Source organism: Thioclava sediminum (genome assembly GCF_002020355.1).
GTDB classification, from domain to species: domain Bacteria; phylum Pseudomonadota; class Alphaproteobacteria; order Rhodobacterales; family Rhodobacteraceae; genus Thioclava; species Thioclava sediminum.
Genome location: NZ_MPZV01000001.1, coordinates 1,184,934 through 1,199,554 on the forward strand (window position 1 = coordinate 1,184,934; position 14,621 = coordinate 1,199,554).

Here is a 14,621-nt window from a genome sequence, read left to right on the forward strand (position 1 = left end):
AATGGAACCTTCCGTAAGTGTCCGCGACCTGCGCATCAGCTACGGCGCGCTGGACGTCATCGACAATCTGCAACTGGACATCACGCCGGGGGAATTCCTCGTGCTGCTGGGGCCCTCAGGCTGTGGCAAGTCCACCCTTCTCAACGCGATCGCAGGCCTGATCGACATCTCCGACGGCGAGGTCTGGATTTCGGGCAAGAACGTCACATGGGACGAACCCAAGGATCGCGGGATCGGCATGGTGTTCCAATCCTACGCGCTCTATCCGCAGATGTCGGTGGAGAAGAATCTAAGCTTCGGGCTGCGCGTCGCGCGGCATTCCAAGAAGGACATCGCGGAGCGCGTCTCGCGCGCAGCCGAGATCCTGCAGATCGAGCCACTTTTGAAGCGTCGCCCCTCGAACCTGTCGGGCGGGCAGCGCCAGCGGGTCGCGATCGGGCGGGCGCTGGTGCGCGACGCAGATGTCTTCCTGTTCGACGAGCCGCTGTCCAACCTCGACGCCAAGCTGCGCGTCGACCTGCGGGTGGAAATCAAGCGGCTCCACCAACGACTACGCTCGACGATGATCTACGTCACCCACGATCAGATCGAGGCGCTCACGCTGGCTGACCGGATCGCGGTGATGCATGGCGGCGAGATCCAGCAGCTCGACGAGCCTCTCACGATCTACAACCGACCATGCAACATGTTCGTTGCGGGCTTCATCGGGTCACCAGCCATGAACTTTTTCGATGGGCGTCTGGTCGCCGGACAAGACGGCCCGATCTTCGAAGGGCAAGGCTTTGCCACGGGTCTCGCGGGCTATGACGGCAACGGCCCCCTGCCGGTTAATCGCGACGTGATCCTTGGCGTGCGCCCGGAACACGTGCTGTTCGACCGGGATGCGGCAGGCCAACCGGCAGAGGTCGAGGCCGTCGTGGAACTGGAAGAGCCGATGGGCGCGGACAGCCTCGTCTGGCTGACCTATGGCGAGGCCAAGCTCTCGGTGCGCTGCGCCTCCGGCAAACGCTACCGCCCCGGTGACCGTGTCCCCATCGCCTTCGACATTACGCGCGCGTCGATCTTCGACACGCAAAGCGAAAAGCGCCTCTAGGTGCGCACCTGATTTTTCCTAGGAGGAGAGAAACATGACCGATTTCAGTTACCAGCTTTACAGTTCGCGCAATGCGGGTCCACTCGACCAGACGCTCGGGATGCTGGCACAGGCAGGCTATGCAAGCGTCGAGGGGTTCGGCGGGCTCTATGAGGGGCTTGATGCGGATGGGCTCGCGGCGTTCCGCGCACAGCTCGACGCGGCGGGGCTGAAGATGCCGACGGGGCATTTCAGCCTCGATGTCGTGGAGACCGACCCGGACCGCGCCGTCGCCATCGCCCGCGCACTGGGAATGGAGGCGCTCTACGTGCCCTTCCTAATGCCCGAGGACCGGCCCACCGATGCGAAAGGCTGGGAGGCGTTCGGCATTCGGCTCGCCCGCGCTGGCGCCCCGATCCGCGCCGCCGGGTTCGGGTTCGGCTGGCACAACCACGACTTCGAGTTCAAGCCGCTCGCCGACGGCACGCTGCCGATGGAGCATATCCTCGCTGCGGGCGACCTCGACTGGGAGGCCGATATCGCCTGGATCACGCGCGGAGGGGCCGACCCGCTCGACTGGATCGCGCGGCATGGCAACCGGATCACCGCCGCCCATGTGAAGGATATCGCCCCCGAAGGCGAGAAAGCCGAGGAGGACGGCTGGGCCGACGTGGGCACCGGCGTCATGGACTGGGCCCGGCTGCTCGAGGCCCTGCGCCGCGACAGCAAGGCCGCCCATTTCGTGATGGAGCATGACAACCCGTCCGACGATGCGCGCTTCGCTCGCGGCTCGATCGACAACGCGCGCAAGCTCTGAAGGGAGGGTAGCATGAGCACTGAACTCGGCATCGGCATCATCGGCTGCGGCAATATCTCGACCACCTATCTCGGCTTCGCGCCGCTCTTTCGCGGCATCAAACTCATCGCCTGCGCTGACCTGAACCCGGCAGCTGCCAAGGCTCGCGCGGAGGAATACGGCGTCGAGACGCAAAGCGTGGAGGCCCTCCTCGCGAACCCTGCGATTGATGTCATCATCAACCTCACCGTCCCTGCGGCGCATTTCGAGGTCGCGAAAGCGGCGCTTGAGGCAGGCAAGCATGTCTACAGCGAAAAGCCCTTCGTTCTCTCGGCCGAAGACGGAAAGGCGCTGCGCGAGCTTGCGCAGGCCAAGGGGCTCTCGGTGGGCAGTTCGCCCGACACCTTCCTTGGCGGCGCGCATCAGCAGGCACGCGCGCTGATCGACGAGGGTCGCCTCGGCACGATCACGGCGGGCACGGCCCATGTGATGAGCCACGGCATGGAGCATTGGCACCCGAACCCGGATTTCTTCTTCAAGCCGGGCGGCGGTCCGATGCTCGATCTCGGGCCCTATTACCTTGCGAACCTTATCAACCTGATCGGCCCGGTGAAACGGGTGGCGGCACTGACCTCCACTGCGACGCCCACGCGCAGGATTACGTCTGAGCCGCGCAATGGCGAGACGATCGATGTCGAGACGCCCACCAACATCCATGCGTTGCTCGAATTTGCGCAAGGGGCCACCGTCACCCTGTCCACGAGCTGGGATGTCTGGGCGCACCGTCACGGCCCGATGGAGCTCTACGGGACCGAGGGCTCGCTCTTTCTGCCGGATCCGAACTTCTTCGGCGGCCCGGTGGAGATCGCGGGGCGCGACGGGAAGATCGCGCCCGTGGAGCCCTGGGCCCACCCGTTCGGCAAGCCCAACCAGGAGCACCCGCATGGCATGGTCGCCAACTACCGCGCGGCGGGCCTTGCCGATATGGCGCTCTCTGTGATCGAGGGCCGCGAGGCGCGGTGTTCCATCGACCGCGCGCTGCACGGGATCGAGATCATGAAGGCGATCCTGCGCTCGGGCGAGGAAGGTGGCTTCGTGGAGATGACCACGACCTGCACTCGCGCCCCGGCGCTCGACCCAGAGGGCGCGCGGGCGCTCTTGCGCAAACCAGACTGAACCCGGCCAAGCGCGGGGGACGTCCCCTCGCGCTTGGCCTGCAAGGACCCGACAGGAGTATTCCCAGATGAAGACGATCAAGGGGCCTGCCCTCTTTCTCGCGCAATTCGTGGGCGATGATGCGCCCTTCAACAGTCTCGACGCGATCTGCGGCTGGGCGGCCGGGCTCGGCTACAAGGGCGTGCAGATCCCGACATGGGACCGCCGCCTGATCGATCTCGAGCGCGCCGCCAGCTCGCAGGATTACTGCGATGAGATCATCGGCACGGTCGCCGCCCACGGAATGGAGGTGACGGAGCTTTCGACGCATCTGCACGGCCAGCTCGTAGCTGCACACTCGGTCTATGACGAGCTGCTCGACGGCTTCGCCCCACCCGAGCTGCACGGCAAGCCCGCGGCCCGGCAGGCATGGGCCTGCGAGCAGGTCCGGCTTGCCGCGCGCGCGTCTCGCCGGATGGGGCTCTCGGCGATGCCCACCTTCTCGGGGGCGCTGGCCTGGCCGTTCCTCTATCCGTTCCCGCAACGTCCGCCAGGGCTGATCGAGAGCGCCTTCGACGAGTTGGCCGCGCGCTGGCGCCCCCTGCTCGATGCCTGCGAAGAAAACGGCGTCGATGCCTGTTTCGAGCTGCATCCCGGTGAGGATCTGCATGACGGGGTCAGCTACGAGATGTTCCTCGACCGAGTGGACAATCACACCCGCGCCAACCTGCTCTACGATCCCTCGCATTTCGTTCTGCAGCAGCTCGATTATCTCGAGCATCTCGAGATCTACCGCGACCGTATCCGGGCCTTCCACGTCAAGGACGCGGAATTCGTGCCGTCGGGGCGCCAGGGCGTCTATGGTGGCTACCAGTCCTGGGTGGACCGCGCGGGGCGGTTCCGGTCGCTTGGCGACGGGCAGGTGGATTTCCGGCGGATCTTCTCGCAGATGGCGGCGCATGACTTCGACGGCTGGGCCGTGCTTGAATGGGAATGCGCGCTCAAGCATCCCGAGGACGGCGCGCGCGAGGGGGCGGAGTTCATCGCCCGCCACATCATCCGCGTGACCGATCACGCGTTCGACGATTTCGCAGGCGCGGGCACCGACGAAGGTGCCAATCGCCGTATTCTCGGGCTGGAGGGCGAGACATGAACGAGACGGACGGACATCGCAAACTGCGCCTCGGCATGGTCGGCGGCGGCGAAGGCGCCTTCATCGGTGGCGTTCACCGCATTGCGGCGCGGCTCGACGACCGGTTCGAGCTGGTCGCGGGGGCGCTTGCTTCCGAGCCTGCGCGCGCGCATCGCTCTGCGGCGGCACTGGAGTTGGACCCCACGCGCAGCTACGCGGATTTCGAGGTGATGGCGCGAGAAGAAGCGGCGCGGCCCGACGGGATCGAGGTGGTGTCGATCGTGACCCCCAATCATATGCATGCGCCTGTCGCGACCGCCTTCCTGCGCGCGGGCATTCACGTGATCTGTGACAAGCCGATGACGCGCACGCTCGAAGAGGCGGAGGCGCTGGCCGAAGAGGTGCGCGCCTCAAACGCGCTCTTCGTGCTCACCCACAACTACACCGGCTACGCGATGGTGCGGCAGGCCCGCGCGATGGTGGAAGCCGGCCAGCTCGGGCGCATCCGGGTCGTTCAGGTCGAGTATCCGCAGGACTGGCTCACCGAGCCGGTGGGAACGGATGGCGTGAAACAGGCCGTCTGGCGGACCGATCCCGCGCGGGCCGGTGCAGCGGGTTCGCTTGGCGATATCGGCACCCACGCAATGAACCTCGCGAGCTTTGTCTCGGGGCTCGAGCCGCGCGAGATCTGCGCCGAACTCACCAGTTTCGTGGCAGGGCGCGCGGTCGATGACGACGTGCAGATGTTGATCCGTTATGCGAGCGGGGCGAAGGGTATGCTCTGGGCCAGCCAGGTCTCCCCGGGCAACGAGAATGGTCTGAAGCTGCGAATCTATGGCGAGACGGCGGGGCTCGAATGGCTGCAAACCGCGCCTGACAGTTTGCGCGTGTCCCCCTTCGGAGAGCCCCCATATCTCCTGTCTCGGGGCGGACCGGGCCTCACGCCCGAGGTTGCCGAGATGGGCCGTGTTCCGGCCGGCCACCCGGAGGGGTTCCTCGAGGCCTTCGGCAACCTCTATAGCGCGGCGGCTGACGCGATCCTGGCCCATGAGCGCGGCGAGCCCAGGCCGCTTGGATTGCTGCCGGGTGTGGCGGATGGCCTAGCCGGGATGCGCTTCATCTCGGCGGCGTTGCGATCTTCGCAGGCAGGCGGGGTCTGGACAGCGCTTTGAGGTATGAATGAATAGCCCCGTGTATCATGGACGCCTTCTTCGCTAATTTTGAGGCAAGGAGGCCGTGATGACAGCGCCACAAATCACCTTGTTCGCGATTCTCGGCGGAACCCTTTCGTTGTTCTTGTGGGGGAGGTTTCGCCACGACCTGGTTGCCTTGGCCTCGCTGATGGCCTGCGTCTTGACCGGATTGGTTCCGGCGGATGCGGCGTTTGCGGGGTTTGGTCATCCCGCCGTGATTACCGTGGTCTGCGTGCTCATACTAAGTCAGGGTTTACAAAATACCGGGGCGGTGGACTGGCTGGCGCGGGCAGTCCTACCATCCGAGGCGAACCGTCTGACCAGCATGACGGCGCTTGTGGCTCTTTCGGCTGTTCTTTCTGGCTTCATGAACAACGTCGGAGCGCTGGCGCTTCTCATGCCGATCGCGATCCGGCTCGCCGGGCGGCTGGACCTGACACCTGGGCAGATGCTGATGCCCCTGGCCTTTGGCACGATCCTCGGCGGCATGACCACGCTGGTCGGCACACCGCCTAACCTGATCGTCTCGGGTTTTCGCGCCGAAGCCGGATTGGGGCAGTTCGGTATGTTCGATTATGCCCCCGTAGGTGTGGCGGTCGCCTTCGTCGGCGTGGCTTTCATCGCGCTTCTGGGATGGCGCATCGTGCCTGCGCGCAAACCGATGAGCACGGCGGGTTTCGACACTGGCAGCTATCTGACCGAGGTTCGCGTGCCGGATAAAAGTAAGGCCGTGGGACTGACCCTGCGCAAGTTCGAACGCGGGATTGAAAAAAGCGGCGCGCAGATCATCGGACTAATCCGCAACGAGGTGCGGATGACCGCGCCACATGGCGGGCGGCGCATACAGGCGGATGACATTCTGATCCTGGAGGCCGAGGCTCAAGAGCTGGCCGAAGTGTTGTCGGCCTTCGGCATCACGCTTGAAGAGGAGGAGAGCGGATCGGCGCGAGCGGAAAGGAAAGCCGGAGAGACAACACCGCAGACTGAAAACGACGAAGCCGAGAGCAACAAGTCCGCCGAGGACACCGATGCAGCGACGAAGCCTTCGGACCGCGACGAGGATATCGTGTTACGCGAATTCGCGGTGCTGCCGGGCTCAACGATCGTCGGGCAGTCCGCGACAGACCTGCGGCTGCGGACTCGCTACGGGCTCAACCTTCTGGCTGTGTCACGCGAAGGACGTTCGCCGCGCGTGCGGCTGCGCACATTGAAACTGAAATCCGGCGATCTGCTGATGATGCAGGGCCCCGCTGAGATCATGGCAGATTTCATGAATGAGACCGGATGCGTGCCCCTGGGAGAGCGCGAATTGCATCTTCCCAACGCGCGGATGGCGATCATCGCCAGCGCGCTCTTGCTTGGCTCTATCGGAATTGCCACCTTCGGCCTGCTGCCGGCATCCGTGGCCTTTACCTTGGGAGTTCTGGGCTCGATGCTGCTGCGAACCGTGCCGCCCAGGCAGGTCTACACAGCCATCGACTGGCCTGTCATCGTCCTGCTGGGATCGCTGATCCCGGTGGCTGGCGCGATGCAGACCACCGGTGCGGCAGATGTTCTGGCGCGTTTCTTGGTCGAAACTGTTGCGCGCGGGAACGCCATCGCGGCTCTGGCGGCAATCCTGATCACTACGATGTTCCTCTCCGATTTGATGAATAATGCGGCCACGGCAGCAGTTCTCAGTCCAATTGCCCTTGGCATTGCAGCGTCGCTACAAGTGAACCCTGACAGTTTCCTGATGGCCGTGGCGATCGGCGCGTCTTGTGCTTTCCTCACGCCAATCGGGCATCAGAACAACACACTCATCCTCGGGTCGGGCGGTTTTCGCTTCGGCGACTACTGGAAGCTTGGGCTGCCGCTCGAGGTGATCGTCGTTGCCGTAAGCTTGCCGCTGCTGCTGATCGTTTGGCCGCTTTAGGCTCCAGCGAAGGCACGCCCTGACCGGCAGGCCTCCAGAACATCGCCATCGGCCCGACACTGTCGGCCAGCCGACACACTCAGGCTCATTGCGCCCGGCGGGCACACTTCTGGCTTTTACACGGGTGGCCGCAACAGTGTCTTCGTTGTGTTAACGGGCTATTTACTCTCAACTTGTTAGCGTGCCCACTCGTGCAGTTGCTAGGAGAATGCAATGAAAGACCCGACCCAAGCAGACACGGCAGAAGCCGTTCTGCTCGACTATGTCGAGCGATATGGCTTAACGGACAGGGCACGAAGATACTTCCTCAACCTTGACCAAGAGGAAGTAACCCATGGATCACGCCCCGAAGCTCGACACCCTCGAGACGATCAAAGCTCTTCCTGAAAGACGGGAGCCCTATTGGAACATTCTCGAATATTGCCGTCACATTGGCCTCGAGAAAAAACCAGCCAAGCCCCTTCATTGGGTCGCTCGGATCCGCAAGAAGGATGGCCGCTATAGGCAGCGGCGGCTCGGACCCGCAGTTTCGGAAAACTCACAGGGCCTTTCCTACGAAGCGGCGATTGCGCTCGCGCGCGCCTGGTTCGCCGAGCAGGAATTGCAGGGCATCGCCTCTGCGAGCTATCCGGTGGGAACCACACAGCATCTGCGATATTCGAAGAGCGAAACTGGCTTCACAGTTGGCGACGCCCTGATCGACTACGTGGAGTGGAAACGGATCGCTGCGACCCAAACCACCTTTGAGACACTGGTCGCATTGATCAACTTTCATATCCTACCGCGCCTCGGATCAGTTCAGCTCGATGAACTGACCGGCAACACAATCACCAATTTCTGTCGTGCCATCCTTGAGACGCCACCCAAGCGGGGGAACCAGGCGCTCAAGGCAAGGGTAAAGATTGAAAGCCTCGACCCGGATGCATTGCGCCGCCGGAAAGGAACACTGAACACACTGCTGGGGATCTTGCGAATTGCCATGCAGATGGCATGGGAGAACGGCCACACCGCCTCAGAACGCTCTTGGCGCTGCATCCACCGCGTCCCGAATTTGGAAGTGCCTCGCCAGATTTTCCTTACCCGCGCACAGTGTCGCGAGCTGATCGCCGCATGCCGCCCGGATCTCGCGGACTTGGTGCGCGCAGCCCTTTACACGGGCTGTCGCGTGTCCGAGCTTTCAGCGCTTCGTGTGTGCGATGTCGGCAAAGACATCTTTGGTATTTACGTCTCCTCCCCCAAGGGCTGGCGACCACGCTATGTGTATCTGCCCGAGGAAGGGATGCGATTTTTCTTGGCCAAATGCGCCGGGAAAGCAGACGATGACATCGTCTTTCGCACCGGCGCAGGCCAGATCTGGAAAACCCGTCACAAGCATCTCTTCAAAGCAGCTGTCGAGAAGGCCGGGCTACCACATGAATTCGTGTTCCACGGGTTGCGGCACACTTATGCCAGCCAGCTTGTGCAAGCCGGCGCGCCGCTTGCCATAGTTGCGCGCCAACTCGGCCACGCGAACACGGACACGGTGAGCCGGACTTACGGCCATCTTTCCTGCGAAAGCATCGAGCGTGAACTCGCTCTACGATTTGCCGCGTTAGAAGATCAGCCTCGCGAATATGACGTGCGAATGCGCTCTTTGAGGAAATCTTTGCAAGCCCTGCCCCCCGTGATCCCCGCCTCTTCGTGGCCGCGGAGCAATTTCGCACTGTGCCGAGGTGACGAACTTCAGTTTGTCAGCCGCAGAGGAGCCTGAAGCATTCGCGGTCTTAGTGCGGAGAACGCTTGCTAAAATACTCAGCCGCCATTTTCTGGAAAACGTGACACATGCATTAAAGCCTCACTTAGATCACAGCTCGGACCGAATTTAGAATGGGAAACGACATCCGAAACCCGCCGCGACCAGAAGTTATACCTACTCGAAAGTTCTGTTCGCGAGAGTGAGCAGACCTGCGTTCTATTTCAGCAATTGGGCATCAATCCCGCATGGTCGCTGCGCCGAGGACCGAATGCGCGGCAAACGCTGTGTCGCGATTGCGCTAGAGACGCTGAGGCACGCGACCACCGTTACCCCTTGCGTAAATTTCGCCCCCCCGCGCTATCGCTGAGGCTCTCTCGACGCGAAACGAGAGATAACACCTCGTCGAAATCGTCGCACCCTCGGTCGAAGCACGCCCTCGGTAGCCTCCAGATAAACTGCCAGCCCAAAGACAAGCAACGAGGCGATCAACGCTGTCTCGCGTTGCACCGCGCTCTCCCAAACGTAGGAAAGATCCTCAAAATACATAAGTGTTGCCGCAACGACGAGGACGCCAGACATCACAAAATATCCGTGAGGCGACACGACAAGCATGAACAGCGAGAGCCCGAGAAAACCACCACAGACACCGATCAGATAGCAGACAAATTCCCGAAAAGAAGATCCATCGGGGGCATGAATGAGCCCCCAGGTGAGTAGAGCGCCCAACATCGAAAAACAAAAAATAACTAAACACGCAGCGGCTATGGTCAACTTTCGCCGCAACGCGAGCGCCAAGAGGGAAAGAGTTACGACGAGAAGAACAGCTTCTAAACCGACCATGGGCGGGCTTGTAAGACCTAAACCATTCAAGTTTTCACCCTCTAAGCTTCGCTAACGCAGCGCCGTTCTTGAGACCAACTCACCGCGTGATCAGCACAACCCCTACGAAAATCGCAAAGATCAGCAGGAAGCCCCACACGCCGGACCGGTTCAGGAGAGGCGCGCTCCGACCGCAAGCCCCACATCGGCTTGCTCCGAAACGCATCCGATGCGAACAAGACTCGCATGTAAAAATTCGCAGCGACCGGCCTTTGGCTTTTTGAAATTCACGCATTGATATATCTGAAATGTACGAACGAGGTGTTGTTAGTAGATTTTATGAACGTTGAACGCCTCGAAACGCAGAAACTTTCGCTGTGCGAGAGGCGCCGAAGCAGTCGAAGGTCACTTCCCGAGAGGTTAATGCAGGCTTTCTAAGAAATAGCAAAAGTAATTTAAATTTTCACACCCAGCAACGCGACCTCACCACCTTGAGTTGCATTTCAATAAGCCACACATCGCCGCGCAATTATTGCGTGCATAAAATTTTCGGAACTTGGGTGCTCGGTGTCTGATTATCGCAAATTGCAATTACGTCACATAAATCGATTCGTCTGTGACATGTTTGCGGAAGAGCTTGGCCGCCTCAAAGAGACATTGCGAAGCAGCGCGCGTCGTAGAGCCCCGGCCTTCCACCTGTAGGCATCGTTGCTCTAATCGCTCACAGGACCGACTGCGAGGATCCCCGTTCTCTCCAAGGCCGGAAGCCTCCCGTATCTTGCAGAAAATCCGAGCAGGCGTCGGGTTCACCGGCTACATGACTGGGGAGCCTGCCGGCACGCTCAAGCTCATCGCGCCCGGCGGAGGCGCCTGCGGCTTCCACATGGCGCCGAGCTCTAGATCGACAAGGAACACGCGGCTCGCGCGTATCGCGAATACTCGTCGGGTGATCGAAGCAGTTCGGGAGAGCATCGAAACGACTGCGGCCCGCTGGATACCTGCGAGAGGGGCCCTCCTTAGAGGTCGAAATGCCCCGCTTTTAATGTGATCAGCATCGCTTTCAGGTCGCGCCACTCGAAGGATCATCCCACTCGTCGCCATCTTCATCTGCCTTTTCGCCAAAATAGGCGTCGCCGGACAGAGGCTGCTCGTTGAACCACCGAATATCTTCAGCACTCAGGCTCGCCACATCGGTAATATACCGGCGCTCACGCATCACAATCCAGAAGGCCGCCACAGCGAACACGCCCATCAGGATCATACCGGCTGTCACATTCCAGTCCATACCGCGCTCCTTCCGTCGAAATTAGACCGGATAGGGCTAAATAAGTCAAACTGGCCCGAAATCATTCCTTCACCAGAACCGCCTCTGAGAAGAAGCGTAGGGAGGCCGATGCTTGTCGCAGTTGTCGCCGCAGCGCTGAGGGCAGATCACCTCCCCGTGTCGGCACGTCTGCGACAACCGCGATAGCCGCTCACGAGGAGCGCGCCGGTGCGCATCTCAAATACGCGCAGCCAGCGCCTCCAATCAAACGAGACAAAGCACGGGCTTTCAGGCTATAATAAAGCGTTAAGGAGGGCACCGCATGGAAGATCTTTTCAGGAAACGACAAGAAGAGAAGGCGCGAAGCCGCGCGAAGGATGAAGAGCGCCTGGCGAGAGGCGAGGTCAGCCCCAGCGAGTTGCAGCATCAGAATTTAGTATTCAAGAAAGTCCGAGCCGACCGGGTCGGCTTCGTGAAGAGCCGCGAGCCAAAATCCATCAAGTTCCTCAGCCTTTGAGCCTACTATGTCTATCGATCAGGAACTGGCGGGAGCGAGAGATCAACGCTCAAGGATCCTCGGCGAGCTGGAGGCACTGCTGCGAGCAGGCAATCCAGACCTCAACCTCTTCGTCTCGGCCCGCGCCCATTATGGCGAGGCTGGCTTGGCCCATCTCCATCTCTATGGGGTCGAGGGCGACCGCGAACGTAAATCCCGGCTGATGAAATTTGCGACAGCGTGGCTTCTGGAACGCGGCATATCGATCGAGCTTCAGGAAGGACACGACGTCTACGACATTCGTCCATGGCGCGAGGCCCAGGGGGGCAGATCTCAAGATATGGGATCTCTGGACGAGCTGGACGAGCTGGACGAGATCTGAAAGCGCTCGAACCTAGGTCGGCAGAAGAGAAACTGCGGGTGACACTAGGAAACTTGTGCGCCCCCTCCCTCTCGAAGCTGGGCTACCTTCCAATGCCCGGTATACCCTTTCTTCAAATGGGCCGCGACGATCTGAAAGCCGCTCTGTGGCCAGCTCTTCGGTGTGTCGACGAAGAGCAATTCCGCAATTCCGAATCCGGCCTCTTCGAGATCCCGCAACCGCGCCTTTGTCGTCAGGTTCGTAAGCGGCGCAAGCCAGACGATATTTTCCGAGACTCGCATCGCGTGTCGCGTGAATGTCCGAAGCTCGGACCAGGGTGGGTTTGTGACCACCCACTCAACGCGATCGGACCAAGACAGAAAGTCGCGCCCCTCACTGATCTCGCACCAGTGGCGCTCCACGTGATCCGGGAACTGATCAAAGAACGCCCCTTCCCCGCGCGACGGATCGAGGACTCGCCCGGCCATCGCATGCGAAAAATGATCGATGATTGCCTTGGCCAGATCAGGCGGGGTCATGACACGGTCCTGTTCCGCCTCATTCTTAGGCGGCACCAACCCTCGTCCTTTCGCGAGATCGCTCCGTTCCAGTGGGTTGCGGAGGCGGAGTAGCCGCAAGGCCGCGGCAAGCGTCGCAACCCGTCCGGAAAACTCCGTTTCCAAGGCAATGACCGTTACGCGGCTGCAGCCGATCTTGCGGGCGAGAGCCTGCTGCGAAAAACCGCGCGCACGCCGCCGCTCCGCGAGCGCGCGTCCCATATGCTCACCCGCCTTGGCAACACGCCAGCGCAAGCCAAGGATCGGCAAGATGGCCTCGAGCGAAAGGATCGTGCCCGCCCCGCTCTCGAGAGCGCGCACCGTCGGGATGCTGATATTGGCGCGGGAGGCGAGTTCGGCCTGTGTGAGCCTGCGCTCCGCGCGTTCGGCTCTCAGGAGCTCGGAAAATGACATGTGCGAAAATCTTTCTATCCAAAGCACACAGATAGAAAGAAAAGCTGACCAAGCGCAACCCGCCCGAAACGCAGCGAGAAACGGGTCCGCGTAATTTTCTCTGCCTCACAAAAAATCGAAAACCCGTTTTTTTCAGCCTCGGCACTTAGACTGAACGCATCGCCAGATCCGCGCCGGATCACCCTACCCGTTCCCGCCGAGCCTCGCTCGCGCGGTCTCAGGAGATGCATGCCATGGCCCAGCGTCCTTTTGCGCCAAATAGGCGAAAATCTCATCGCGCAACTGGGTTCACCAAATCCGATGAAGAGCTTCTCGAGCGGCTCGTGAAAGCCCGACAGCGCGTCGCCGAGCTGATGCTCGAAAAACTAGTCTACGCACCGATCTTCGAGAGACTGGAACACGAGATCGCGGCCGTCGAGGCGCGCCGGATCGAAGATCCTCTGGCCCGCGCAAGGGCGATCCTGCGTGGACAGCCAAGTGACGCGACCTCCCCGTCAGACGATCAAGACGATACGCCAGAGCCTTGGTAGGTTTAACTATCTCACCTGTCGATGCAGCAAGAATCCCGAACGCAGCGAACAGCTCAGCCGTCATGCGAAAAGCGAAAGGCAAAAATCCCCAAAAGCCTTCTAGCTAAGAAACATGAAGCGAAAATGCACAAAAATCCAAAAATTCAAAACAAGCATCGTCTGATTCCCCGGCGGCAGCGCCAAGCATGCAGAAAATCGAGAACATCCGCGAACGCGTGCGAAAAAGATTTGCGAAGGCAACATGGCGATGCTCTCGACAGAATGGGACCGGCGTCCCCAGAAACAATGCGAGCCTTCGACAGGCGCAAGCGATCGCCCCAAAGCGACGAGAGGTGCAATGACACTCAGCAACCGCGCTCCGGACGCAAATATCGAAGGCGGGCGGTGCGTATCGAGGCGGTCGGCTCCGTGACCCGCCCGAAAATTCACGCTCGCACCGTGCGAAAAAGCCTGCCCACTATACTCATGCGAAAAACGGGCGGCGAACGGGCGCGGCTTGCCCCCTTGCGCGGGCTATCTTTCTCGCCCTCGCCGGCGCCACAGTTTGCTATCCCCCCCTTGTCACGGTTCAGGCTCCGCGCCGAGCGTCTTTGGAAGTTGCAAGGCGTAATGGCAGGCGAGAGCCCGGCAATCGATGGAGATCAATTGATAACATCCCAGGCTCAACCCGGCTTTTCAGCTGCCGGCCAAGCGGACGGAATCTACTTAAGGTCTTGCGCTGCGAGATGATTGGCTGGCTTGAGGCCCGGTGCGAAAAACGATCGCGACAACAGCGCGGAGATCGGTGGCCGCCGGAGGCGGGCGGTCTACTTGGGCAAGCCATCTTGGGCATAGGCCTCCTGTTTCGGCACCGGCGCATGTCATGTATATTTTTTTGAGCCGAACCACCGGGATCTGATAGCAGTCCAGGGCAGACCTCTGAGCGCCTATGCATCTCGGCCTTAGTGCGCCCATTTCCGCTCGCGAGGGCCTAGAACTCGTTCGGAAATCGCCTGCTATTTGCCAGCGCGAATCAAGGATCGATCGGAGAGAAGCGATCGTGCATTTCCCACGTTTGATGACACGCAATGTCCGGATTTAGAGTTTGGCTCGTGGTATCAGACCCCGCGCCCCAGCATGCGGCTCGAGTGCAGGCGATGCGAAAATCATCGGCCAAATCCCGGCCCAGCGCGAAGATATTCC

Annotated in this window: 12 protein-coding genes; 10 read left to right on the forward strand and 2 right to left on the reverse strand. The window is 61.0% G+C overall.

Annotated elements, in window-relative coordinates:
* The first annotated feature begins 1 nt into the window (after nucleotide 1).
* The 7 genes from BMI91_RS05225 to BMI91_RS05255 all read left to right on the forward strand — a co-directional run bounded on the left by BMI91_RS05225 (nucleotide 2) and on the right by BMI91_RS05255 (nucleotide 9,013).
* Nucleotides 2-1,093: an ABC transporter ATP-binding protein gene (locus BMI91_RS05225; protein ID WP_078604180.1), complete on the forward strand. Its 1,092-nt coding sequence runs from the start codon at nucleotides 2-4 to the stop codon at nucleotides 1,091-1,093.
* Between the two features lie 34 nt (nucleotides 1,094-1,127).
* Nucleotides 1,128-1,889 carry a sugar phosphate isomerase/epimerase family protein gene (locus tag BMI91_RS05230; protein WP_078540040.1) on the forward strand — a complete coding sequence of 254 codons (762 nt, stop codon included), beginning with the start codon at nucleotides 1,128-1,130 and terminating at the stop codon, nucleotides 1,887-1,889.
* Between the two features lie 12 nt (nucleotides 1,890-1,901).
* Complete coding sequence (locus BMI91_RS05235; protein ID WP_078604181.1) at nucleotides 1,902-3,044, forward strand: Gfo/Idh/MocA family protein; 1,143 nt, start codon at nucleotides 1,902-1,904, stop codon at nucleotides 3,042-3,044.
* A 67-nt stretch (nucleotides 3,045-3,111) separates the two neighbouring features.
* Nucleotides 3,112-4,176: a sugar phosphate isomerase/epimerase family protein gene (locus BMI91_RS05240; RefSeq protein ID WP_078604182.1), complete on the forward strand. Its 1,065-nt coding sequence runs from the start codon at nucleotides 3,112-3,114 to the stop codon at nucleotides 4,174-4,176.
* The gene (locus BMI91_RS05245) at nucleotides 4,173-5,327 is read left to right on the forward strand and encodes a Gfo/Idh/MocA family protein (protein WP_078604183.1); all 1,155 of its coding nucleotides are present in this window, start codon (nucleotides 4,173-4,175) and stop codon (nucleotides 5,325-5,327) included. Before BMI91_RS05240 ends, BMI91_RS05245 begins: the two co-directional genes overlap by 4 nt.
* 67 nt (nucleotides 5,328-5,394) lie before the next feature.
* Complete coding sequence (locus BMI91_RS05250; protein WP_078604184.1) at nucleotides 5,395-7,263, forward strand: SLC13 family permease; 1,869 nt, start codon at nucleotides 5,395-5,397, stop codon at nucleotides 7,261-7,263.
* A 334-nt stretch (nucleotides 7,264-7,597) separates the two neighbouring features.
* Complete coding sequence (locus tag BMI91_RS05255; RefSeq protein ID WP_078604185.1) at nucleotides 7,598-9,013, forward strand: tyrosine-type recombinase/integrase; 1,416 nt, start codon at nucleotides 7,598-7,600, stop codon at nucleotides 9,011-9,013.
* A 1,864-nt stretch (nucleotides 9,014-10,877) separates the two neighbouring features.
* Here the strand turns inward: BMI91_RS05255 and BMI91_RS05265 are convergent.
* On the reverse strand, nucleotides 10,878-11,102 hold the full coding sequence (locus tag BMI91_RS05265) for a hypothetical protein (RefSeq protein WP_078604187.1): 225 nt from the start codon (nucleotides 11,100-11,102) through the stop codon (nucleotides 10,878-10,880).
* Nucleotides 11,103-11,403: 301 nt separating this feature from the next.
* Here BMI91_RS05265 and BMI91_RS05270 point away from each other — a divergent pair, with 301 nt between their 5' ends.
* Nucleotides 11,404-11,598, forward strand: a complete 195-nt coding sequence (locus tag BMI91_RS05270) for a hypothetical protein (protein ID WP_078604188.1) — start codon at nucleotides 11,404-11,406, stop codon at nucleotides 11,596-11,598.
* A 7-nt stretch (nucleotides 11,599-11,605) separates the two neighbouring features.
* Complete coding sequence (locus tag BMI91_RS05275; RefSeq protein ID WP_078545575.1) at nucleotides 11,606-11,959, forward strand: hypothetical protein; 354 nt, start codon at nucleotides 11,606-11,608, stop codon at nucleotides 11,957-11,959.
* A 44-nt stretch (nucleotides 11,960-12,003) separates the two neighbouring features.
* Here the strand turns inward: BMI91_RS05275 and BMI91_RS05280 are convergent, their stop codons facing one another.
* Nucleotides 12,004-12,909, reverse strand: a complete 906-nt coding sequence (locus tag BMI91_RS05280; RefSeq protein ID WP_078604189.1) for a helix-turn-helix domain-containing protein — start codon at nucleotides 12,907-12,909, stop codon at nucleotides 12,004-12,006.
* 233 nt (nucleotides 12,910-13,142) lie between these two features.
* On the opposite strand from BMI91_RS05280, the gene BMI91_RS05285 reads away from it, so the two are divergent.
* On the forward strand, nucleotides 13,143-13,439 hold the full coding sequence (locus BMI91_RS05285; RefSeq protein ID WP_078599779.1) for a hypothetical protein: 297 nt from the start codon (nucleotides 13,143-13,145) through the stop codon (nucleotides 13,437-13,439).
* The last annotated feature ends 1,182 nt before the right edge of the window (nucleotides 13,440-14,621 follow it).